General features: G+C 54.1%; 20 protein-coding genes and 1 pseudogene. 13 read left to right on the top strand and 8 right to left on the bottom strand.

The window, feature by feature from the left end; translation table 11 throughout:
* Nucleotides 1-10: 10 nt before the first annotated feature.
* Nucleotides 11-1,525: an inorganic phosphate transporter PitA gene (gene pitA / locus ACT3RR_RS12585; RefSeq protein ID WP_485903023.1), complete on the top strand. Its 1,515-nt coding sequence runs from the start codon at nucleotides 11-13 to the stop codon at nucleotides 1,523-1,525.
* 123 nt (nucleotides 1,526-1,648) lie between these two features.
* On the opposite strand, the gene uspB is transcribed toward pitA, so the two are convergent.
* Complete coding sequence (gene uspB, locus ACT3RR_RS12580) at nucleotides 1,649-1,984, bottom strand: universal stress protein UspB (protein WP_034793963.1); 336 nt, start codon at nucleotides 1,982-1,984, stop codon at nucleotides 1,649-1,651.
* 348 nt (nucleotides 1,985-2,332) lie between these two features.
* Between uspB and uspA the strand changes: the two genes are divergently transcribed.
* Entirely contained in the window at nucleotides 2,333-2,782 is a 450-nt protein-coding gene (gene uspA / locus ACT3RR_RS12575; protein WP_353503652.1) for a universal stress protein UspA, read from the top strand.
* Nucleotides 2,783-2,863: 81 nt separating this feature from the next.
* Here the strand turns inward: uspA and rsmJ are convergent, their stop codons facing one another.
* Both rsmJ and prlC read right to left on the bottom strand, forming a co-directional pair.
* Nucleotides 2,864-3,610: a 16S rRNA (guanine(1516)-N(2))-methyltransferase RsmJ gene (gene rsmJ, locus ACT3RR_RS12570; RefSeq protein WP_034793967.1), complete on the bottom strand. Its 747-nt coding sequence runs from the start codon at nucleotides 3,608-3,610 to the stop codon at nucleotides 2,864-2,866.
* Nucleotides 3,607-5,682 carry an oligopeptidase A gene (prlC, locus tag ACT3RR_RS12565; RefSeq protein ID WP_496200426.1) on the bottom strand — a complete coding sequence of 692 codons (2,076 nt, stop codon included), beginning with the start codon at nucleotides 5,680-5,682 and terminating at the stop codon, nucleotides 3,607-3,609. Before prlC ends, rsmJ begins: the two co-directional genes overlap by 4 nt.
* 287 nt (nucleotides 5,683-5,969) lie before the next feature.
* Here prlC and ACT3RR_RS12560 point away from each other — a divergent pair.
* From ACT3RR_RS12560 to ACT3RR_RS12530, 7 genes and pseudogenes are all read left to right on the top strand, one after another.
* Nucleotides 5,970-6,576 (top strand): annotated as a pseudogene (locus ACT3RR_RS12560) (histidine phosphatase family protein).
* A gap of 185 nt (nucleotides 6,577-6,761) precedes the next feature.
* Entirely contained in the window at nucleotides 6,762-7,604 is an 843-nt protein-coding gene (locus ACT3RR_RS12555; protein ID WP_100936460.1) for a 23S rRNA (adenine(2030)-N(6))-methyltransferase RlmJ, read from the top strand.
* A 193-nt stretch (nucleotides 7,605-7,797) separates the two neighbouring features.
* A complete protein-coding gene (gene gorA / locus ACT3RR_RS12550; RefSeq protein WP_353503656.1) occupies nucleotides 7,798-9,150 on the top strand; it encodes a glutathione-disulfide reductase in 1,353 nt (450 codons plus the stop codon).
* Nucleotides 9,151-9,421: 271 nt separating this feature from the next.
* On the top strand, nucleotides 9,422-9,871 hold the full coding sequence (locus tag ACT3RR_RS12545) for a GyrI-like domain-containing protein (protein ID WP_353503657.1): 450 nt from the start codon (nucleotides 9,422-9,424) through the stop codon (nucleotides 9,869-9,871).
* A 200-nt stretch (nucleotides 9,872-10,071) separates the two neighbouring features.
* Nucleotides 10,072-10,383: a type II toxin-antitoxin system HigB family toxin gene (locus tag ACT3RR_RS12540; RefSeq protein WP_034793981.1), complete on the top strand. Its 312-nt coding sequence runs from the start codon at nucleotides 10,072-10,074 to the stop codon at nucleotides 10,381-10,383.
* Nucleotides 10,380-10,799 carry a helix-turn-helix domain-containing protein gene (locus tag ACT3RR_RS12535; RefSeq protein WP_034793985.1) on the top strand — a complete coding sequence of 140 codons (420 nt, stop codon included), beginning with the start codon at nucleotides 10,380-10,382 and terminating at the stop codon, nucleotides 10,797-10,799. Before ACT3RR_RS12540 ends, ACT3RR_RS12535 begins: the two co-directional genes overlap by 4 nt.
* Before the next feature lie 295 nt (nucleotides 10,800-11,094).
* Complete coding sequence (locus tag ACT3RR_RS12530; RefSeq protein ID WP_496200425.1) at nucleotides 11,095-12,117, top strand: DapH/DapD/GlmU-related protein; 1,023 nt, start codon at nucleotides 11,095-11,097, stop codon at nucleotides 12,115-12,117.
* Between the two features lie 61 nt (nucleotides 12,118-12,178).
* Here ACT3RR_RS12530 and folC read toward each other — a convergent pair whose 3' ends face one another.
* Both folC and msrA read right to left on the bottom strand, forming a co-directional pair.
* Complete coding sequence (gene folC / locus ACT3RR_RS12525; RefSeq protein ID WP_496200424.1) at nucleotides 12,179-13,444, bottom strand: bifunctional tetrahydrofolate synthase/dihydrofolate synthase; 1,266 nt, start codon at nucleotides 13,442-13,444, stop codon at nucleotides 12,179-12,181.
* Nucleotides 13,445-13,647: 203 nt separating this feature from the next.
* Complete coding sequence (gene msrA / locus ACT3RR_RS12520) at nucleotides 13,648-14,193, bottom strand: peptide-methionine (S)-S-oxide reductase MsrA (protein ID WP_353503660.1); 546 nt, start codon at nucleotides 14,191-14,193, stop codon at nucleotides 13,648-13,650.
* 322 nt (nucleotides 14,194-14,515) lie between these two features.
* On the opposite strand from msrA, the gene ACT3RR_RS12515 reads away from it, so the two are divergent.
* Nucleotides 14,516-15,151 (top strand): carbonic anhydrase, encoded by a 636-nt coding sequence (locus tag ACT3RR_RS12515; RefSeq protein ID WP_353504042.1) that lies wholly within the window; start codon nucleotides 14,516-14,518, stop codon nucleotides 15,149-15,151.
* A 50-nt stretch (nucleotides 15,152-15,201) separates the two neighbouring features.
* Here ACT3RR_RS12515 and ACT3RR_RS12510 read toward each other — a convergent pair whose 3' ends face one another.
* Nucleotides 15,202-15,957 (bottom strand): metallophosphoesterase family protein, encoded by a 756-nt coding sequence (locus ACT3RR_RS12510; protein WP_485903017.1) that lies wholly within the window; start codon nucleotides 15,955-15,957, stop codon nucleotides 15,202-15,204.
* Nucleotides 15,958-16,072: 115 nt separating this feature from the next.
* Between ACT3RR_RS12510 and ACT3RR_RS12505 the strand changes: the two genes are divergently transcribed.
* A complete protein-coding gene (locus ACT3RR_RS12505) occupies nucleotides 16,073-16,990 on the top strand; it encodes a LysR substrate-binding domain-containing protein (RefSeq protein ID WP_496200423.1) in 918 nt (305 codons plus the stop codon).
* A 27-nt stretch (nucleotides 16,991-17,017) separates the two neighbouring features.
* The gene (locus tag ACT3RR_RS12500) at nucleotides 17,018-18,139 is read left to right on the top strand and encodes a GNAT family N-acetyltransferase (RefSeq protein ID WP_496200422.1); all 1,122 of its coding nucleotides are present in this window, start codon (nucleotides 17,018-17,020) and stop codon (nucleotides 18,137-18,139) included.
* Nucleotides 18,140-18,160: 21 nt separating this feature from the next.
* Here ACT3RR_RS12500 and ACT3RR_RS12495 read toward each other — a convergent pair whose 3' ends face one another.
* Complete coding sequence (locus ACT3RR_RS12495) at nucleotides 18,161-19,993, bottom strand: ABC transporter ATP-binding protein (RefSeq protein ID WP_496200421.1); 1,833 nt, start codon at nucleotides 19,991-19,993, stop codon at nucleotides 18,161-18,163.
* A gap of 180 nt (nucleotides 19,994-20,173) precedes the next feature.
* On the opposite strand from ACT3RR_RS12495, the gene ACT3RR_RS12490 reads away from it, so the two are divergent.
* Nucleotides 20,174-20,986 (top strand): Cof-type HAD-IIB family hydrolase, encoded by an 813-nt coding sequence (locus ACT3RR_RS12490; RefSeq protein WP_353503665.1) that lies wholly within the window; start codon nucleotides 20,174-20,176, stop codon nucleotides 20,984-20,986.
* A 65-nt stretch (nucleotides 20,987-21,051) separates the two neighbouring features.
* Here the strand turns inward: ACT3RR_RS12490 and ACT3RR_RS12485 are convergent, their stop codons facing one another.
* Nucleotides 21,052-22,590, bottom strand: coding sequence for an MDR family MFS transporter (locus ACT3RR_RS12485; RefSeq protein ID WP_496200420.1), 1,539 nt, complete (start codon nucleotides 22,588-22,590; stop codon nucleotides 21,052-21,054).
* Nucleotides 22,591-22,695 lie beyond the last annotated feature (105 nt).

Below are 22,695 nucleotides of genomic sequence, written 5' to 3'. Positions count from 1 at the left end.
CGTAACAATTATGCTGCATTTATTTGCCGGGTTAGACATCCATACCGGTTCGTTGTTGATCCTCGCGTTACTGTTTGTGCTGTTCTACGAAGCTATCAACGGCTTCCATGATACGGCTAACGCAGTAGCTACCGTCATCTATACCCGTGCAATGCGCTCGCAACTTGCGGTCGTTATGGCTGGGGTATTTAACTTCTTAGGCGTTATTCTCGGCGGATTGAGTGTGGCTTATGCCATCGTTCACCTCTTGCCGACTGACCTGCTACTGAATGTCGGTTCCACCCACGGTCTGGCCATGGTGTTCTCCATGCTGCTCGCCGCCATCATCTGGAACCTCGGCACTTGGTATTTTGGCCTTCCGGCCTCCAGCTCCCATACCCTGATTGGTGCCATCATCGGCGTCGGTTTGACTAATGCATTAGTGACTCACAGCTCGGTGGTCGATGCGTTAAACATTCCCAAAATGATAGGTATTTTCGCGTCGCTGATTGTCTCTCCACTGGTGGGGATGATTATGGCGGGGGCGATGATCTTCATTTTGCGTCGCTACTGGAGCGGCACCAAGAAACACGCGCGTATTCACCTGACGCCTGCTGAGCGTGAAAAGAAAGACGGCAAGAAGAAGCCGCCATTCTGGACCCGTATCGGCCTGATCCTGTCTGCTATCGGCGTGAGCTTCTCACACGGTGCGAACGACGGTCAGAAAGGCATTGGTCTGATTATGCTGGTGTTGATTGGTGTTGCGCCTGCGGGCTTCGTGCTGAATATGAATGCCACCGGTTACGACATCGCGCGTACCCGTGACGCAGTGACTCACTTGCAGCAATATTATCAGCAGCACAGCGACGCCCTGCCGCACGTGGTGGCGCTGACGCCGCTGGTGCCAACGCCGGACGAAGCGGCGGCTGATGCCGCAGATACGCAGAAAGAGAAAGTGTTCCACTGCGATAGCTCACACGCGCTGGACGCTATCGATCGCGCGCAATCACTGCTGGCGAATCTGCAATCTTACAGCGACCTGTCGCCAGAGCAGCGCAGCCACATGCGCCGCCTGCTGATGTGCGTGGCCGATACCGCAGACAAAGCCGCGAAGTTGGACGAAACCTCTTCAGCCGATAAACGCTTCCTGGGCAACCTGAAAGGCGACATTCTGCAAACGGTAGAGTACGCGCCGCTGTGGATCATTATTGCCGTCGCACTGGCCTTGGCGCTGGGTACGATGATTGGCTGGAAGCGCGTTGCGACCACCATCGGCGAGAAGATTGGCAAGAAAGGCATGACCTACGCGCAGGGCCTGTCAGCCCAGCTGACCGCGGCACTGTCGATTGGCGTGGCAAGTTATACCGGTATGCCGGTATCCACCACCCACGTACTCTCTTCAGCGGTTGCCGGTACCATGCTGGTTGACGGCGGCGGCGTGCAGAGCAAAACCGTGAAAAGCATCGCCATGGCATGGATCTTAACCCTGCCGGTGTCGATTGTGCTTTCAGGTAGCCTGTACTGGATCGCGCTGAAACTTATCTAATTTGATAAGTTGATTTGAGTTAGGTTAATAAATGCAAAAGGCGACTTGTTAATAGCAAGTCGCCTTTTTTATTGGCTGGAAAAGCAAAACCCCCTCCCTTAGCTGAACAATAAAACCTGTAGATTAGAACCAAATGAGCATCGCTAACATACTGACGAGGATTAGCCCGCACAGCGCCGTGGTTAACATAAACTGACCGCGCACTCGCTCACAGCGGCGAATAAACTCAGGGTCGTGATGGTCGGTATAGCGCTGAGCATAAATGTAGCTCACCAGTCTAATTTGCTTACTCGGCTGCCCATGAGTGGTGAAGAAACCCCGCCCATCGACATATTGATAGAGCAGCGGATCGCAGTCACGCAGCACCACCAGTAGCGCCCGCAAAGAAGAGTAATAGCGCAGCATATTCACGACGAAGACAAAACATAAAGCCCAAAACAGCGCAACGGGACTGATCATAACTCCCCCTCAAGACGGGTTCATCATGCGGACAACCATCAGAAAAACGGGCTGTCCTTATTGATGACGCTTTGCGACCCCGCCCAACCTCTTATGACATCACACCCCCCGGGCAACCTCTCGCCCGCCCTCCTAACTCGTGCAGAAACTCGGGGGCGCAGGCATATTGCGTCGGCCCCCTAATATTGAGTGTAGGAAACGATATAAAAAAGTGGGGAAGTATTTATCTCTTGCCAGAAACGCGGGCGATGCGCTTGATTTATCTGTCCGTTTTAGCGCTATACTTAAGACATGGAACTCGCATGATGCTGAAATGGTTATTAACTGACTTATGGAAGGAGTTTTCTCATGTCTTACAAACACATACTCATTGCGGTTGATCTTTCCCCTGAAAGCAAAGTACTGGTAGAGAAAGCGGTTTCTATGGCGCGTCCTTATAACGCCAAAGTGTCACTCATTCATGTTGACGTAAATTATTCCGACCTGTACACCGGCCTGATTGACGTGAATTTGGGAGACATGCAGAAACGCATTTCTGAAGAGACTCACCACGCGTTGAACGAGCTGTCCCAGAATGCCGGCTATCCGATTTCAGAAACCCTGAGCGGCAGCGGTGATTTAGCCCAGGTGCTGGTTGATGCTATTAAGAAATATGACGTCGATTTGGTGCTGTGCGGCCATCATCAGGACTTCTGGAGCAAGCTGATGTCCTCCGCGCGCCAGCTGATCAACACCGTACACATCGATATGCTGATCGTCCCTCTGCGTGACGAAGAAGACGAAGCCGCCATCGACTAATCCCGCCGGTCCCGCGTTACATGAAGAAAAGGAGATGCTTAGCATCTCCTTTTTTATGGTGTCGCAGAATGCGATGAAGGCTCAGAGCGGCGTATAAATATCAAACCGGTGGCTTTTGGTGACTACCGCGGCCTGCGCGGCGATGTCCGCCATCGGCGGGGCGTAGTCTGGCCGTTTCACCACGATACGCTTGGTTGCCAGACGGCGCGCCGGTTCCAGCAGGCCATCGGCATCTTCGTCCGGCCCCACCAGCCCCTGAAAGACGCGCATCTCTTTCTTCACCAGCGCGCTTTTCTGCTTATGCGGATACATCGGGTCGAGGTAGACCACTTCCGGCTTCGGCGTCAGCTCCGACAAGGCGGTCAGGCTCGACGCGTGCAGCAGCGTCATGCGCTCGCGCAGCCACGGGCCGATTTCAGCATCGCGATAGCCTCTTTCCAGACCGTCATCGAGCAGCGCCGCGACCACCGGATTACGCTCCAGCATGCGCACGTGGCAGCCCAGTGACGCCAGCACGAACGCGTCGCGTCCGAGGCCTGCTGTGGCATCCACCACGTTTGGCAAATAGCTGCCTTTGACGCCGACGGCTTTCGCCACCGCTTCGCCCCGCCCGCCGCCGAACTTGCGGCGGTGCGCCATGGTCCCGCCGACGAAATCGACGAAAATCGCCCCCAGCTTTGGCTCGTCCAGCTTGCGCAGTTCGAGACGCTCAGGGGTCAGCACCAGCGCCATATTGGCGTCGGGGTCAGAGGTCAGGTTCCAGCGCTCGGCCAGAATAGATAAGGCGCCCTGAGAGGCGCCTTCTTCACAGATTAAACAGACACTCACGAGGTGACGCTTTCCTTAATTCCATAATGGCGCAGCATAGCATCTAGCTGAGGCTCGCGCCCACGGAAGCGTTTGAACAGCTCCATCGGTTCTTCAGAACCGCCGCGCGACAGAATGTTGTCGAGGAAGGACTGGCCGGTTTCGCGGTTGAAAATCCCCTCTTCTTCGAAGCGCGAGTAAGCATCGGCAGACAGCACTTCGGCCCACAGATAGCTGTAGTAACCCGCCGCGTAGCCACCGGCGAAAATGTGGCTGAAGGCGTGTGGGAAACGACCCCAGCTTGGCGATGGCACCACGGCGACCTGCTTTTTGATTTCCGCGAGGGTTTGCAGGATCTGCGCGCCCTTGGCAGGGTCATACTCGGCGTGCATGCGGAAGTCGAACAGGCCGAACTCCAGCTGACGCAGGATAAACAGCGCCGCCTGATAGTTCTTGGCTGCCAGCATTTTATCCAGCATGTCGGTCGGCAATGGCTCGCCGGTTTCGAAATGCCCGGAGATAAACGCCAGCGCTTCCGGCTCCCAGCACCAGTTTTCCATAAACTGGCTTGGCAGTTCGACGGCGTCCCACGGCACCCCGCTGATACCCGCAACGCCCGAGACGTCGATTTTGGTCAGCATATGGTGCAGGCCGTGGCCGAACTCATGGAACAGCGTGGTGACTTCATTGTGAGTAAACAGCGCCGGGCCGTTACCCACCGGGCGGTTGAAGTTACAGGTCAGGTAGGCCACCGGCTTCTGCACTTCGCCGTTGGCTTTGCGCAGGCTGCCCGCGCAGTCGTTCATCCACGCGCCGCCGCGTTTGTGTTCGCGAGCATAGAGGTCGAGGTAGAAGCTGCCGCGCAGTTCGCCGCTGTCGTCAAACAGGTCGAAGAAACGCACGTCTTTGTGCCACGTGTCCACGTCTTTGCGCTCTTTGGCGGTGATGCCATAAATGCGTTTCACCACCTCGAACAAGCCTTCCAGCGCACGCTGCTCAGGGAAGTACGGGCGCAGCTGTTCGTCATTGATAGAGAACAGGTGCTGTTTCTGTTTTTCACCGTAGAACGGCAGGTCCCAGGCTTCCATCTCATCCACGCCGTAATGCTGTTTGGCGAAGGCGCGAAGCTGTGCCAGCTCTTGCTCGGCCTGCGGACGGGCGCGTTTCGCCAGACCATTAAGGAAGTCGATCACCTGAGACGGGCTTTCGGCCATTTTAGTGGCCAGAGACTGGTCGGCAAAGGATGTAAAGCCCAGCAGCTCGGCCAGTTCGTGGCGCAGCGCCAGCTCATCGGCCATCACTTGGCTGTTGTCCCACTTACCGGCGTTCGGGCCTTGATCCGAGGCGCGGGTCAGGAAGGCGCGATACATCTCTTCACGCAGCTCACGGTTTTCCGCATAGGTCATCACCGGCAGGTAGCTCGGGATATCCAGCGTCAACAGCCAGCCTTCTTGCTCTTTCGACTCTGCCAGCGCTTTGGCAGCGGCCAGCGCGCTCTCCGGCAAGCCTTTCAAATCCTTCACATCGGTGATCAACTTGCTCCAGCCCATGGTGGCGTCGAGCACATTGTTGCTGTAGGTCGAACCCAGCTCGGACAGGCGAGCCGAGATTTCGCCGTAGCGCTTTTGCTTCTCTGGAGATAAACCGATACCGGACAGCTCAAAATCACGCAGCGCATTATCGACAGATTTTTTCTGCGCCAGCGTCAGTTGGTCGAAGTTCGCGCCCTCTTTCAGCTCGCGATAAGCCTGATAAAGCCCCGCGTGCTGGCCCATCCAAGTGCTGAATTCAGAAATCAGCGGCAGACATTGCTCATAGGCTTCGCGCAGCTCTGGGCTGTTTTTTACCGCGTTCAGGTGGCCGACCGGCGACCAGATACGGCTAAAACGATCGTCACTTTCCGCCAGCGGCTGGCACAGGTTTTCCCAGCTAAAAGGCCCGGATTGCGCCACAACCTCTTCCACCGTCTGGCGGTAATCTTCAATCACGGATTTGATGGCAGGGACAATGTGTTCAGGACGGATCGCAGAAAACGGCGGCAGGACAAAAGGTTTCAGAAGCGGGTTGTTCGACAGATTTTGCTGTTCAGTCATAGGGGCCAGTCCTTTTTGTGTCGCTAAGGGCGATAGCGTCGTGCGCTTATCGCCTTGGGTCTGATGCGCGGCGCGGTATTCGGCATCTTCGCGCGTCAGTCATAAATTCGAATTGCAATAAAAATGGCGTAATTTCTAACATGAGGCCAGTTTCGGCGAAAATCAATGGCTGGACGCGATGTTGGCTGTTTCAACCGGTAACGAAAATTAAGCCAGCTGGCATTCACGCCGGCTCTGGGCGCGGGTTAGGATGTGCTCAAATCAACAAAAACAGAGCAAAGGATAAAATGATGAAAGCGATGAAGTTAGGAATGTTGGCCGCTGGCCTGCTCTCGCTGGTGATAACCAGCCAGATGGCCAGCGCGCAAGAAACGCTGATTTTTGTCCGTCACGGCGAAAAACCGGCGAGCAGCAGCGGCCAGTTGACCTGCAAAGGGCTGAACCGCGCGCTGGCGCTGCCGGGCGTGTTATTGCCGCGCTATGGCAATCCTGACCACATTTTTGCCGCAGGACCGAAAGAGCAAAAGCTGGGTAACTAACTCACTGCGCCCGCTTTCCACCATCATGCCCACCGCCGTGCGCCTCAACCAGCCAATCAATATTCAGTTTCACGCCGACGACGTTGACGGCGTAACCAAAGAGTTGCAGGACGATAAGTACAAAGACGCGAAGATTTTTGTCTCCTGGGAGCACAAGAACCTCGACAAAATCGTGAAAAATATCGTCAAAGAGAACGGCGGCGACCCAAGCGTGGTGCCGGAGTGGCCGGGCAAGGATTTCGACAGCATCTTTATCCTGACCTTAGATAAGTCCGCCGCGACGCCAAAAGTGACCTTTAAAATCGAGCAGGAAAACCTTAACGGCGTGTCCGACACCTGCCCGAACGCCTCCTAATCTGGCCAAGCCGCTGGCGATGAGGTAAGGCTTTTGCCAATTTCTTCGCCAGACAGTTTATACTAAGCCCCATTCAAGGCGCGTCGCGACAGCTGGCCGCCTTCTTCACATTCCCAGTACAGTATAAACTTTCGGTAACCCACTGATTTTACTGTCTACATTCATTATTCGGAAACGTAAAACCTATGTTGAGTTACCGCCACAGTTTTCACGCTGGCAACCACGCCGACGTCCTGAAACACACTGTTCAGAGTCTGATCATCGAATCTCTGAAAGAAAAAGAGAAACCTTTCCTGTATCTCGACACCCACGCGGGCGCTGGTCGCTACCTGCTGAGCGGCGAACACGCCGAGCGCACCGGCGAATATTTGGAAGGCATCGCGCGTATTTGGCAGCGTGAAGATCAGCCTGCGGAACTGGCGGCCTATATGTCGGCCATCAAGCATTTCAACCGCAACGAGAGCCTGCGCTACTACCCAGGCTCGCCGCTGATTGCCCGCCAGTTGCTGCGTGAAGAGGACAAACTGCACCTGACCGAACTGCACCCGAGCGACTTCCCGCTGCTGCGCAGTGAGTTCCAGAAAGACAACCGCGCCCGCGTCGTGCGTGAAGACGGCTACCAGCAGTTGAAGGCCCAACTTCCACCACAGTCACGCCGTGGTTTGATTTTGATGGACCCGCCTTACGAGCTGAAAACCGATTATCAGGACGTGGTGAAAGGCATTCAGGAAGGTTACAAACGCTTCGCGACCGGCACCTACGCGCTGTGGTATCCAGTAGTCATGCGTCAGCAAATCAAGAAGATGCTGCGCGACCTCGAAGCCACCGGCATTCGCCGCATTCTGCAAATCGAGCTGGGTGTGCGTCCGGACAGTGACCAGCGCGGTATGACCGCCTCGGGCATGATCGTGATTAACCCGCCGTGGAAGCTGGAACAGCAGATGAACAACGTGCTGCCGTGGCTGCTGGAAACGCTGGTGCCATCGGGCACGGGCCACCAGTTGGTGAAATGGGTGGTGCCAGAGTAAATTCTGCCAGCCTCACTCTCCCCTGGCCAGAGCCGCCTCCCCCAAGGCTCTGGCTATCAAAACGTTCCACACCTATTACAATCATTGATGCAACCTTTGCGACAAAGCGAATTCTCACGTTAAACTCTTAGGCAATTTTTTAAGATTCATGACGCCCATTGAGGCCCATTCACTTTCTCTAACGGACTAACCGATGACTAAACATTATGACTATCTGGCAATTGGCGGCGGCAGCGGCGGTATCGCATCAATTAACCGTGCCGCCATGCATGGGCAAAAATGTGCGCTGATCGAAGCAAAAGAGCTTGGCGGCACCTGTGTCAACGTAGGTTGCGTTCCTAAGAAAGTCATGTGGCACGCGGCGCAGATTGCTGAAGCAATCCGTAACTACGGCCCAGATTATGGCTTCGATACCACGGTCAATAGTTTCAACTGGAAGACGCTGGTCGCCAACCGTACTGCCTACATCGACCGTATTCACACCTCGTACGACAACGTGCTGGGTAAAAATAAAGTGGACGTGATCCGCGGCTTTGCTCGCTTCATCGACGATCACACTGTGGAAGTTAACGGCGAGAAGATCACTGCCGATCACATCCTGATCGCCACCGGCGGCCGCCCTAGCCACCCGAACATTCCGGGTGCGGAATACGGTATCGACTCAGACGGTTTCTTTGACCTGACTGAAATGCCAAAACGCGTTGCGGTTGTGGGCGCAGGCTATATCGCGGTTGAGATTGCTGGCGTGATGAACGCGCTGGGTGCAGAAACTCACCTGTTCGTGCGTAAACACGCGCCGCTGCGTACTTTCGATCCATTGATCGTTGAAACGCTGGTCGAAGTGATGAACACCGAAGGTCCGGCGCTGCATACCGAGTCGATTCCAAAAGAAGTGGTCAAAAATGCCGACGGCAGCCTGACCCTGAAACTGGAAAATGGCAAAGAGTTTGAAGTCGACAGCCTGGTGTGGGCGATTGGCCGTGAGCCAGAAACTGACAACTTCAATCTGAAAGCCACTGGCGTGAAAACTAACGACAAAGGCTACATCATCGTCGATAAGTTCCAGAACACCAGCGTTAAAGGCATTTACGCGGTGGGTGATAACACCGGTGCCGTCGAGCTAACGCCAGTCGCCGTTGCGGCGGGCCGTCGTCTCTCCGAGCGCCTGTTCAACAACAAGCCGGACGAGCATCTGGACTACAGCAACATCGCGACCGTGGTCTTCAGCCACCCTGCCATCGGCACCGTGGGCCTGACCGAGCCGGAAGCTATTGAGAAATTCGGCGCAGACAATGTGAAAGTGTACAAATCTGCTTTCACCGCGATGTACACCGCCGTCACCCAGCACCGCCAGCCGTGCCGCATGAAGCTGGTCTGCGTGGGTAAAGAAGAGAAAATCGTTGGCCTGCACGGCATCGGTTACGGCATGGACGAAATGCTGCAAGGCTTCGCGGTAGCCATCAAAATGGGCGCCACCAAGAAAGACTTCGATAACACTGTCGCAATTCACCCAACAGGTGCTGAAGAGTTCGTGACAATGCGCTAATTCCTTAATCTGGAATTAATTAAAAGCCGCAGGTTTATCTCTGCGGCTTTTTTGTTTTTGGGATATTGAGAATAAAAAAGCCCGCCGACAGGGCGGGCAAAACACAGCAAGCAGCTTCTATATTATTCTTAAGATAATGGGAAAGAATGGGACAAATCGACGGCGGCTGTAGGCCGTGGCCCACAACGCTCTACCCACTTCCTTTCCATAATTTTAAAAGTCATCATCTGCTTTTGGTTTCACTTTATCTCCGTGCAATAAAGGAATGAATATGCAGACCCAACAGATTGAAAAATTTACGGTATTTGGTTTTAAGACACGGACAAAAAATCAGGATGAGAGGGAGGCTGAAACCGCAAAAATCGGCCCGCTGTGGCAGCAGTTTTTCGCGCAGGCTGCACCTCGCTTGCAACCCACATCGAAAGTTTATGGGGTTTACTCGGGGTATGAGTCAGATTTCAATGGCAGCTTTGATGTCTATGCCGCAGCGAATACGCTTTCCACACAAGACGACTCTGAGTTGGAAGCCGTAGAGATTCAAGAGGGTAATTATCTGGTCTTCTCTGCCGAAGGTGAATTGCCGCAAGCCTGTATCGATTTATGGGGCGAAGTCTGGCGTTATTTCCAGAGCGAAGAAGCTCAATATCAGCGGGCTTATACTACTGACTTTGAATATTACTCGGGTGAACAAAGTATTAGTATTTATATTGCGGTGAAATAGGTGCCATAAATAATTATCCCCGATGTGTTGGGGATTATTATTTGCTCGCAGAAAACCCACGTATTTGTAGACTTTGTAAAAGAGGATTGAGGACGAGATTTGCGTAGCAACGTGAGGCGTCGCTCAGCCACACATGTTCCAACTTGGAAACGTATAAAAAGTGCGCTATCATGTTTCCAAGTTGGAACAGGGAGTGAGCCATGCACGTTGTATCAAAGGGACCATTTGATGAAGCAGCACAAAAGTTTCCCAACGATGCTAAAGCGCTAAATGATGTCTACAGAGCGTTCAAGCGAGGAAATTTTAGTGATCCAGATGAGATGAGGGAGGTTTTTCCCAGTCTGGATAGGATGAAGTACAGAGATAAGTGGTGGGTAGTTGATGTAGGCGGCAATAACCTCAGGTTAATGTTCTTCGCTGACTTTGAATACGGGCGGTTGTTCATCAAATCAATATCCACTCACGCTGAATACGATAAGTTAGTGAAGAAATATCGGGAGAACCCAGCATGATTAGCGAAGCAATCAAAGCCTCACAACAGTTGGTTAGCATTGTACCTCTCTTAGGAGGCAGCACGTCTAAGGCTGACTATAAAGAAGCCGTTGAGCTTGCTGAGTACCTTGTAGAATTTGATCCAAGCAACCCGCTCATTGAGATGTTAACGGCCAAAATCGATCGTTATGAAAATGAGTCGCCCGATTTTGCTGAATTTAACGCTTTGCTGGCGGCCACGCCTCCGGGCGTTTCCATGTTACGCGTTTTAATGGATCAGTACGGACTCACGCAGAGCGATTTTGAGAATGAAATTGGCCAACGCTCATTAGTCAGTCGCATTTTGAATGGCGACAGGAATTTAACGGTGGAGCACATGAAAGCGCTGGCAAAACGCTTCAATCTGCCTGTTTCGATATTCGTCAACGAAGACTAAAAAATGCCCCTGCTTCTTAGCGGGGGTTTTTATTGGCGAGTAAATTAAAGGGGGTAGCTAATTCGTAAAGCTAATCTGCTCTTATAAGGCAAAAATCAACTTTTCCGCCCCCAACCGTTAAAATCATTAAAAAGGTGGCGAAAGCGTGGCGAAAAATCGTTTTTAGTTCCCTTTTTTGATAAAAATCCGTGTCTCACATCTGATTACATAATTCTTTAATCGCGCCCTATTCTCTCTTTGTGACGAACCTGCCATTTTGTGAATTCCGTTATCCTTACCAAAAGAACAAGAACACATGACAGACAATTATGTTGCTCAAGGGGCCAGTGGACACGGCCTGGCAACGGTTGCCGAGAATGGAGTCGTACTGGATAGTTGGTTTGCCGAAACAACCTTGCAGTCGGTGACAGAAATTTCAGAAACACGTTATCTTTCCGCCAGTGAAGCACAAACACAATTCCAATTAGCAACGCCGGACCACGACACAATGCGTCGGGTGCGAAGCATTGCCATCCACACCACCATTGCTGATTTACGTCAGCCACCCCGCGACCTGCACGACCTGTACCTGCGCCTGCATTTGCTGAGCCAGCGCAAAATTAAGCCGTGGCAGGCCAACCTCGCCGGTTTTACCGAGCTGTTGATCGATGTGGCCTGGACCTCTCACGGCCCCTGCCTGCCGGAACAACTGAAAGAGTTGCAAAAAGTCAGTAGAAATACGCCGGGCAGGCCGACGGTGTATAGCGTTTTCAGGCTGCCGCGCATGGTCGATTATGTGCCAGCCACCGACGTCTACCTACTCGATCCCAACAAAATCATGCTCGGGGCTTATCTGGCGCCGGGTACTTTTGTCTCTTCGGCGGGTTTTTGCAACATGAACTCCGGCACCCTCGGGCCTTGCATGGTCGAAGGGCGCATCAGCCTTGGCGCCACTATTCAGGGCGGTTCGCACATCGGCGGCGGTGCCTCGATTATGGGCAGCACCTCGGGTGGCGGGAAGCACGTGGTGTCGATTGGCGCCAACTGTCTATTGGGCGCCAACTCCGGGGTGGGTATTTCGTTGGGAGATAACTGCGCGGTGGAAGCCGGTCTGTATATCACCGCTGGCCTGCCGGTAACCAAAGCCGACGGCAGCACGGTGAAAGCCATTACGCTGGCCGGCAAGTCAAACTTGCTGTTCCGCAGAAACGCGACCACGGGGACGGTTGAAGTGGTAGATCGCCCCGGAGAGCAAAGCCTGTTATTACCGACATTGCATCGCTCGGGGCAGAACCCGACCTATGTTCCGGATGATGTTTGGCAGACATTCGCTGAGTGATTAGAAGCAAAAACGCCCGCAGGCATCTCAACCTGCGGGCGTTTTTATTCTGGCAAACTGTTTATTCAGACTCTAAGTTCAACGCGTTCAACACCGGCGCGACGGAGAAGAATGACCCACAGACCACAATCACATCCCCTTCTTGCACATCGCGTTTTGCGGCTTCCCAGCCCGCCAAAATATCGGCGAATTTTTGCGCCTGAGGTAAATATTGCGCGACATCTTCCGGCTTAGTGCTTCGCGGCCCGGCCTGCACCCCGCAGCAATACCATTTATCAGATAAAGTTTTTAAATGGTCGACGGTACCCTTAATATCTTTATTAATAAGCATGCCGATAACAAAACGGTAATTTCCCTTAATTGGGAATTTGCGTAATCTTTCCGCTAAATAAGCCGCCGCGTGTGGGTTATGCGCGACATCTAAAATAGTGGTTGGGCTATTGCCAATAATTTGGAAACGACCCGGTAAATTGGCGTGAAGAATAACCTCTTGCAGAGCGGCAGGCGTGAAATTTAATCCACTGGCGCGCAGAGCGGCAATTGCTGTCGCCACGTTTTCCAGCGGCATTTTAGGAATGGCTAAGTCAGTCAGTTGGCCTGCGGCATCACTGAATGACCATTTATTTTCTTCTACGTCGAGTTGCCAATTGGCGTCGCGCTGATGGGTCACCGCGCCAATTTTCTGAGCGTAGGCCAGCAGCGACGCGGGCGCGCTCGCCTGCCCAATGATGGCCGGTTTACCGGCGCGGAAAATACCGGCTTTGATCTCGCCGATGGCCTCGGTGTCTTTGCCCAGCCAGTCTTCGTGGTCCAGCGCAACGTTGGTTATCACCGAAATGTCTGGCTCGATGATATTGGTCGCGTCATCACGCCCGCCCATACCAACTTCGATAATCGCCACATCCACCTGCGCCTGCTTCATCAGCCAGAAAGCACCTAATGTGTTGAATTCAAATGGTGTGAGGGTAGTGTCTTGACGGGCATGGTTAATGGCAACAAAGGCGGCAACGTGCTCGCTTCCGGCCAGCTCTTTACCCTGAATGCGCACGGTTTCGGTGTAATTGATCATGTGAGGCGAGCTAAACACCCCCACTTTATAGCCGGACAGTTGCAGCGTTTTTTCCAGCGTGTGACAGGTGGTGCCTTTGCCATTGGTGCCACCCACTAAAAAAATAAATGGCGCAGGTTTTAATACCTCTAAAGTATTAGCTACTGCTTTAATTCTATTAAGACTCATATCTATAACTTGCGAGTGGAGACTATCAATATAGGACAGCCAGTCATGCAAATCGGAAGTTGCCTGTGGAACACCGACTTTTTCACTCATGTTATATTTTCCTCGGATAAGTAATCTTCAATTTTTATATTTTATAAACCCTATAGAGCAGAAAGTTTATACAACATGTCCTCCTGCCCAACAACATGAGTGAAATGTTTTCTCACAATGAAAAAACGCGCCGGTAGGTTTCCCCACGGGCGCGCTAATAAATTTCACATTACGGCTTTTTCACGCCATTAGGCGAAAAAAATTCACGGCTGTTGCAGAGATTTCACCTTAGCCGCATAGCTCTTACGCAGCTTTTGCAATTTCGGAGGGATCACTGCCAGACAGTAACCATTGCGCTGGCCCGCGCCGTCCCAGTAGTTCTGGTGGTAATCTTCGGCGACATAGACTTCACCCAGTGGCTCGATGGTGGTGACCACCGGCTGGCTGTTGTCGGCCTGGGCGCGCTGAATAGCAGCCTCGGCTTCGGCCTGCTGGTGCTGATCTGCCGGGAATAAAACCGAGCGATACTGCGTGCCGATGTCGTTGCCCTGACGGTTCAACTGGGTCGGATCATGGGTCACGAAATGGATATCCAGCAGGTCGCCGTAGCTCAGTTTCTCTGGGTCAAAGCCAACGCGAATGGCTTCTGCGTGACCCGTCGCGCCGCTGCATACCTGCTCGTAAGTTGGGTTTGGACGGCGGCCACCGGTGTAGACACTCTCAACCGATTCGACACCAATCACGTCTTTAAAAACGGCTTCGGTACACCAGAAACACCCACCACCGAAGACGGCATATTCGATTGTCATACAGACTCCTTCACATTGGGATACGACCTCTTATGTCATAAGACTAGTCGTTCAGCGTTCATAAAGGAATAACAACAGAAAAAGGGCGGAATGGCTGCGCGAAAAGTGCCGCGAGCATTGCGCAAACCCTGCTGCAAGCTATACCGCAAATAAGCCACAACCTTCTTATGGATAATAATAGAGTAAAATATCACGAAAATCCTGATATTAATCGGCGACGGGCCATGCAGTTAATGACATATAATTACACATATTCGCCACTGATTGATTTGCCCTGTTTTTCGTGGCAACATCGCTGCAATTAATATATATGGAATTCATGATGAAAGACGTAATTGAAGGTTTTTTAAGATTCCAAAAAGACGCATTCCCACAGCGTTCTAAGCTTTTCAAAAAGCTCGCATCTAATCAAAACCCTAAGACCCTTTTTATATCCTGCTCCGACAGCCGTTTAGTTCCGGAATTAGTCACCCAGCGTGAGCCCGGCGAACTGTTTGTTATTCGTAACGCAGGTAACATCGTGCCACCTTTTGGGCCTGAGCCTGGCGGCGTGTCCGCCACCGTCGAATACGCCGTGATGGCGCTCGGCATTCGCGATATCGTGGTGTGCGGTCACTCAGACTGCGGCGCGATGACCGCCGTGGCAAACTGCTCCTGCCTCGACCACATGCCTGCCGTGGCCCACTGGCTGCGCTATGCGGATGCGGCGAAAGCCATCAATGACTCCGCCGGGCATGAAACTTCCCAAGCGCGCGTTAACGGCATGGTGCATGAAAACGTCATCGCCCAGTTGGGTAACTTGCGCACCCACCCTTGCGTGGCGCTGGCATTAGCCAAGGGCCAAATGAACCTGCACGGCTGGGTTTATGATATCGAGTCTGGCTCGATTGAAGCATTCGACAGCAAGACCAAGACCTTTATCTCACTGTCTGACAATCCTGAAGCGACGGCGACCTAATTCGCCATTTAATAAGTCACCTTGCAAGGTGACTTATTATTTCAGCAGGTTCAACCGAGGGAGTGAGTTATTAACTCCCTCGCGTAGAAATCAGGGATTGGGCTATGAATAATGGCCGATGCCGTTTCCACCACGTTATATTCCACTGCCACAATCTCTGCTGAAATATCACCCTCTTCCCAAGTACAGATCATATAGGTTGCCAAAGGCTGCCCCAATTTTATTCGCCCGGTGGCGCCGGTATTGCCAATTAATACGCTTTTCCCACTCGCCGTCGCGAGCTGCCGGAGATAGGCACAATGCGTGTGGCCCATTAGCATACCATCGGCATGATTGGCCGCGCACATGTCGGCTAACGCGCTTGGACTATGATCTTGATAGATATATTCGTGAATGGCGTTAGCACTGGCATGCACCAACAGCAGGCTTTTTGCCTTATCTCCCTCCCCCAGCACTACCTGCCGCTTAAAGGGTAAATCGCGCAGATAAGCCATGTTTTCGGCGCTAATCGTCGCTTTACTCAGCGCGATAGCTTCTACTCGCGCATCGCACTCCTCAGGCGAATGCTTTGCCATTGGCGTCACCGGGCGGTCAAAAGCCACGCGGTCATCATGATTGCCCATCACCGTGGGAATTTGGCGCTGGCGCAGCAGTTCAATCACCTCGTTCGGCCAAGGGGCAAAATCTACCAAGTCGCCAAGGCAGTAAATCTCGGTGATGCGTCGCGTATCAATATCTTCCAGCACGGCCTTTAACGCCGGCAAGTTGGCGTGTACATCACTAAAAACGGCAATTTGCCTGATCATTTTTTGTTTCCATTTTTCTCAAACTATCGCAATACGATGCGATCGTAGACTGTTAACTTCAATCATCAGGATCGTTAGAATAATTAGGTAAAGACTAATTATTAGGAGGAATGCCGTGGAGCTGAGACATTTGCGCTACTTTATGGCGGTGGCCGACCAGCTGCATTTCGCCGCGGCGGCTGAGAGTCTGAATATCGCGGCCCCCACGCTGTCAGTGCAAATCAAGCAACTGGAAGAGATGGTCGGCACGCCGCTGTTCGTGCGCACAAAACGCGCTGTTCATCTGACCCAAGCTGGGGAATTATTTCGTCACGAAGCTGCCGCCACTCTGCTGCAAGCACAGCGCACGCTGGACACCGGACTGCGCGCCGCGCGGGGTGAGATTGGGCAGGTAGCGCTGGGCTACGTGGGTTCAGCTTTGTGGTCAGGCTTGCTCGGCCAGCTGGTGTGCGAATACAAGCAGCGGCGGCCGCAAGTCGCGCTACTGACCCGCGAGAGGCCGATGGTGTCGCTGCCGCAGGATTTACTCGACGGCTCGCTGGACGTGGCGCTGGTCCGTGGCCCAACGCCGCTGCCGGACGGCCTGCAAATGCGCGCCCTCCAGCGAGATAATTTCTGCCTCGCGCTCCCCGCCTCTCACCCGCTGGCGGACGCTGTCGAGCCCATTGCTCCTCTGCAGTTGGCAGGAGAAGCCTTCGTGATGGCCGAACAGACCTCAGGGATGCACGAAGTGGCGCGGCGCGGCGGCTTTTCGATTCGCCAGCAGTATCCGTCGGGTGGCTTGGTGGACGTACTGGCGCAGGTGGCCTTTAACGTCGGCATCGCCGTGATCCCGGCCAGCCTGTCGAGAGTGATCTCCCTGCCCGGCGTGGTCTACCGGTCGATTCAGCCGCCGGAGATCCCCTCGTGCATTGTGATGCTGTTCCGCCAGTGGGAAAGAACCCCGGCGATTGTGAATTTCATTAGCTTTGCCGAGTCGATGCAGTTTGATGACGCCCTGATTGACCCGCAGGGCCACCCGATAAAACCTTAATTCGCTACCAAGACAGAGAGAATTGCCATGCCCATTACCGCGTTGAACCGTCTGGCCGATTTCCCCGCCGAGCAGTGGGACGCCATGGTGCCCGCCGGTCAGCCCTTCCAGCGTCACGCCTTTCTTTCTGCTTTGGAGGAGAGCGGCAGCATCACGCCGCGCACGGGCTGGCAGACGGAACACCTGCTGTGGATGGAGGGCGAACGCTGTCTGGCGGCCATTCCCGGCTACCGCAAAATGCACTCTGCCGGAGAATATGTTTTCGATCAGGGATGGGCGGAAGCCAGCGAGGGGGCGGGCATTCGTTACTATCCGAAGTGGCTCGGCGCAGTGCCTTTTAGCCCGGTGACCGGCGCCCGCCTGCTGGGCGACCCCGCCGCCGCGGCGCATCTGCTCGACCATTTGTCAGATTACTTGGCCCAACAGCAGCTCTCCGGCGCGCATATCAACTTTACAGACGCGGGCAATCACGCGCTGTTTGCGGGTCGAGGCGAATGGCTACAGCGCACCGGCTTGCAGTATCACTGGCACAATCGCGGCTATCGCGACTTTCAGGATTTCCTCGACACGCTGGCTTCGCGCAAACGCAAACAGATGCGCAAAGAGCGCGAACTGGTGGCGGCTCAGGGCTTTGAATTTGCATGGCTGGAGGGCGCGCAGGTCACTGAAGCGCAGTGGGATTTCGTCTACACCTGCTATGCCAATACCTATCTGGTGCGCGGCCGCGCGCCTTATCTGACGCGGGAATTCTTCAGCCTGCTGGCCGAACGTATGCCGCAGAACCTGCGTGTCGTCCTCACCACCCTCAGCGGCCAGCCGGTGGCGATGGCCTTTAGTCTGGTGGACGGCGATACCTTTTATGGCCGCTGCTGGGGCTGTCTGGCGGAGTTCGACCGGCTGCATTTCGAAACCTGCTTCTATCAGGGAATGGACTACGCAATTGCCCATGGCCTGGCGCGGTTTGACGCCGGGGCGCAGGGCGAACACAAGCTGCTGCGCGGCTTTGAGCCGGTGATCACCCATTCGTGGCACCATTTACGGCACGGCGGATTGCAGGCGGCAGTGGAGAATTTCTTACAAGAGGAGCGCGCGGCGGTGTTGCAGTGGGAAGAGGAAGCGCGTCAGGCTCTGCCTTATCGCAAAGCCTGACGTGTAGATTTCAAACCAATATTAATCGGTGCCGACAAAGCCCCCGGTCTGATGCTGCCACAGGCGGGCATACAGGCCGTTGTGGGCCAGCAGCTCGGCGTGGGTGCCGGCTTCGACAATTTTGCCTTTCTCCAGCACCACCAGACGGTCCATTTTGACGATGGTCGACAGGCGGTGAGCAATGGCGATCACCGTTTTGCCCTGCATCAGATCTTCGAAACTTTCCTGAATCGCCGCCTCGACCTCGGAATCCAGCGCCGAAGTGGCTTCATCCAGAATCAGAATCGGCGCGTTTTTCAGCAGCACGCGGGCAATGGCAATACGCTGGCGCTGGCCGCCGGAGAGCTTCACGCCGCGTTCGCCGACGTGAGCATCCAAACCCGAACGACCCTGCGGGTCATACAGCTCGGGGATAAACTCATCGGCGCGGGCGCGGTGAATCGCCTGCCAAATCTCCTCATCCGTGGCGTCCGGGCGACCATACAGCAGGTTGTCGCGAATTGAGCGGTGCAGCAGCGACGTGTCCTGAGTGATCATGCCAATTTGCGCCCGCAGGCTCTCCTGCGTGACCTGCGAAATATCCTGCTGATCGATAGAAATCCGCCCACCGTCAATGTCATACAGTCTCAGCAGCAGGTTCACCAATGTCGATTTACCGGCACCCGACGGCCCAATTAGGCCAATTTTTTCGCCCGGACGAATATTCAGATTCAGCCCACCAATCACTTGACGCTCTTTGCCGTAGTTGAAATTCACCTGATCGAAACGAATCTCTCCGCTGTGAACGTCCAGCTGTTTTGCGTCCGGCTTATCACTCACTTTGATCGGCTGGGCGATGGTCTTCAGCCCGTCCTGAACCATGCCGATATTTTCGAAAATGCCGTTCACCACCCACATGATCCAGCTGGACATGTTAACAATGCGGATCACCAGCCCGGTCGCCAGGGCAATAGCCCCGACGCTAATCAGCGACTGGGTCCACAGCCACACCGCCAGACCCGTAGTCCCGACAATTAGCAGGCCGTTCATGGTGGTGATGGCTACGTCCATGCTGGTCACCACGCGGCTGGCCATCTGAGTTTTATGGGTCTGCTCAGTAATGGCATCGCGGGCGTATTGCTGCTCGAGGTCGGTATGTGCAAACAGCTTGAGCGTGGTGATATTGGTGTAGCCGTCGACAATGCAGCCCATCAGTTTGGAACGCGCCTCGGAGGACTCCACCGAGCGAGCCTTCACGCGCGGCACGAAATAGTAGAGGCAGGCAATATAGCCCAGAATCCAGATAATCAGCGGGATCATCAGCCGCCAGTCGGCTTCGGCGAACAGCACCAGTGCGCTGGCCGCGTAAATCAGCACGTGCCAGATGGCGTCCACCGCCTGCACCGCCGAGTCACGCAATGAGTTACCGGTTTGCATAATGCGTTGCGCGATGCGCCCGGCAAAATCGTTCTGGAAGAAGTTCAGACTCTGGCGCAGCACGTAGTTGTGGTTTTGCCAGCGGATCATGCTGGTCATGCCCGGACTGATCGTCTGATGCACCAGCAGGTCATGTAGCCCGAAGAAGACCGGACGCAGGATCAGCGCCACCGCCGCCATCCACAGCAGCTCCGGCCCGTGCAAGCTGAAGAACTGCGCCGGAGGCGTGCTATTAGTTAAATCGATAATACGGCTGAGATAGCTGAACAGTGCCACTTCGATTAATGACGCCACCAGCCCGACCACCAGCAGCGCGGCGAACATCGGCCAAACCTGACGCAAATAATAGAGATAGAAAGCGCCCACTTTGTCGGGTGGCGCGTCCGCTGGCGCCTTGCGGAAGATATCAATAATTCGTTCAAAACGGCGGTACAACATAGAGAACCTCTGAAGTTATATTTGTCAGAGCTGTCCTGCCCTGATATTTCGCCGGTGAATTGGCATTGGTGACGTGCAACAAGCTATAAGCGTAGACCCTTTTCGGCGGCCATTTCGTTTGACCTTTACACGATAGCTTTTATGATGAAAGTTACATTTTGAGCGCAACGAGAGGGATTTATGTCAGTAAAGTTAATCGCAGTGGATATGGACGGCACGTTTCTCGATGATGATAAAAAATACAACAAAACGCGTTTTTTGTCGCAATATACCCAATTAAAACAGCAGGGTATTAAATTCGTCGTCGCCAGCGGTAACCAATATTTCCAGCTTAAATCCTTCTTCCCTGAAATCGCCTCTGAGATTGCCTTTGTCGCCGAGAACGGCGCTTATATTGTAAATGAAGGGCAGGACGTGTCGGTGGCGGAAATCCCTGCCGAGTCCGTCGAGAAAATCCTCAATTTCCTGCATGAGATTCCCGGCGTGCGCACGGTAATTTGCGGCAAGAACAGCGCCTATATTCACGCTTCCCGCCCTGAAGATTTTTACCAGAAGATGAAACGTTTTTACCATCACCTGATTCAAATCGACAGCACCAGCGAAATCAACGACACCATTTTCAAATTCGCCCTGAATATTTCCGACGAACATCTGGCGGAGCTGATGACCTCCATCGACCGCGAGCTGGGCCATATTGTCACCCCGGTTTCCAGCGGCCACGGCTCTGCCGACCTGATCATTCCCGGCCGCCATAAAGCCAACGGGCTGCGCATTTTGCAGGAGCTGTGGGGCATAGACGACAGCGAAGTCGTCACCTTCGGCGACGGCGGCAATGACATCGAAATGCTGCAACAGGCCGGGTTTGGCTTCTCAATGTCGAATGCCATGGCCTCGGCAACCGCCGCCGCCAATTACGTCGCTGGGTCGAACAATGAGGAAGGGGTGTTGGATGTGATAGATAAAATCATCAAGCACGAAAAGCCTTTTGCCTGATTGAGCAAGTTGGGCGACTCTGGGTTTGATACCTCCCCTTTCAGGAGGGGAGGTGCAGCACAGGTTTATCTCGACACTTTCCCGCGCAGCGGCACGTCCTTCATCATCAACGCCAGCCCGAACCCGACAATCATCACCGCCGCGGCGATGTGATACACCGAGTGGATCGCCGAGCCAAAGGCTTGGAAATAGTCCTCGCGGATCGCCGGTGGCAACTCGTGCACTGCCTTTGCTCCTAATGCCCGTGGCAACTGGGTACCAGAGGGGATCAGCGCTTCTAACTTGTTTTGCAGCACGTGGGTGAAGACCGCGCCAAAACCGGCGACGCCAATCGAGCCGCCAATTGAGCGGAAAAGCGTGGTGCTGGAGGTCGCCACGCCAATCATCTTCAGCTCGACGCTGTTTTGCGCGGCGAGGATCAGCACCTGCATCACCATCCCAATACCCAGACCAATCATCGCCATATACAGGTAAAGCGTATACAGCGGCGCATCAAGCTTCAGCGAGCCGAGCAGCATCATGCCGATGAAAGCCAGCAAGGTGCCCGCCACCGGGAAAATGCGATACTTGCCGGTCTTGCTGATAATCCGCCCGCTAAGAATCGAGCTGAAGATGATTCCCCCCATCAGCGGCAGCATCTGCATCCCCGCTTCGGACGGCGTCGAGTCTTTCACCACCTGCAAATAGAGCGGCAGGAAAGTCACCGAGCCGAACAGCGCCATACCAATGATGAAGCTAATCAAGCAGCTCAGCATAAAGGTGCGCTGGCGGAATAAATGCAGCGGAATGATGGGCTCAATCGCCAGCCGCTCTTCGTAAATAAAGCCAGCCACCGAGACTAAGCCGAAGGCCAAAATGCACCACAGTTGGCCGTCTGACCATGACAATACAGTGCCGCCTTCGCTGGTAAACAGGATGATGCAGGTCAGCGCGGTCGCCAAATACGCCGCGCCAATGTAGTCAATCTCATGCTTAACGCGCTCTACCCGCGACTGGAATGCCGCACCGATGATAAGCAACGCCACAATGCCCAACGGCAGGTTGATGTAGAAAATCCAGCGCCAGCTGAAGTGCTCCACCAGGAAGCCGCCGAGCAGCGGCCCGACCACCGTCGCCAGCCCAAATACGGCGCCGAAAAAGCCCTGATACTTACCGCGTTCGGCGGGAGTAACAATGTCGCCCACCGCCGCCATGGAAACCACCATCAGGCCGCCCCCGCCCAGCCCTTGCAAGGCACGCATCAGGATAAGTTCGGTCATATTCTGCGCCAGACCACAGAGCGCCGAGCCGACCCAAAACACAATGATCGCCGTTTGCAGCACGATTTTGCGGCCAAACAGGTCACCAAATTTGCCGTACAGCGGCACTACAATGGTCGATGCCAGCAGGTAAGCCGTGACCACCCAAGACAAGTCGGACAGACCGCCCAGCTCGCCGACAATGGTGGGCAGCGCGGTAGAAACGATAGTCTGGTCTAACGCCGCCAGCAGCATTGCCATCATCAGCGCAAAAAAGACAATGCGGAAAGAGGGCTGGCTCTTCGCCACCGGGGCTTTCTCTGCTTGTCCATTGCCGATCAGGCTGGATTGAGTCTCTAGTGTCATAAAAGGAGTCTGACTTGTAATTAATTAACTGGATAATTAATATATGAGAAACTCAATCATCTGGTCAATGGATCAAAGTGAATATATCGCCGTCAAAAAGTGGTA

The organism is Ewingella sp. AOP8-B2-18 (assembly GCF_052376015.1).
GTDB classification, from domain to species: domain Bacteria; phylum Pseudomonadota; class Gammaproteobacteria; order Enterobacterales; family Enterobacteriaceae; genus Ewingella; species Ewingella allii.
Note: the sequence above shows the minus strand (reverse complement) of the source record. Positions and strands in the feature narration are given on the sequence as shown.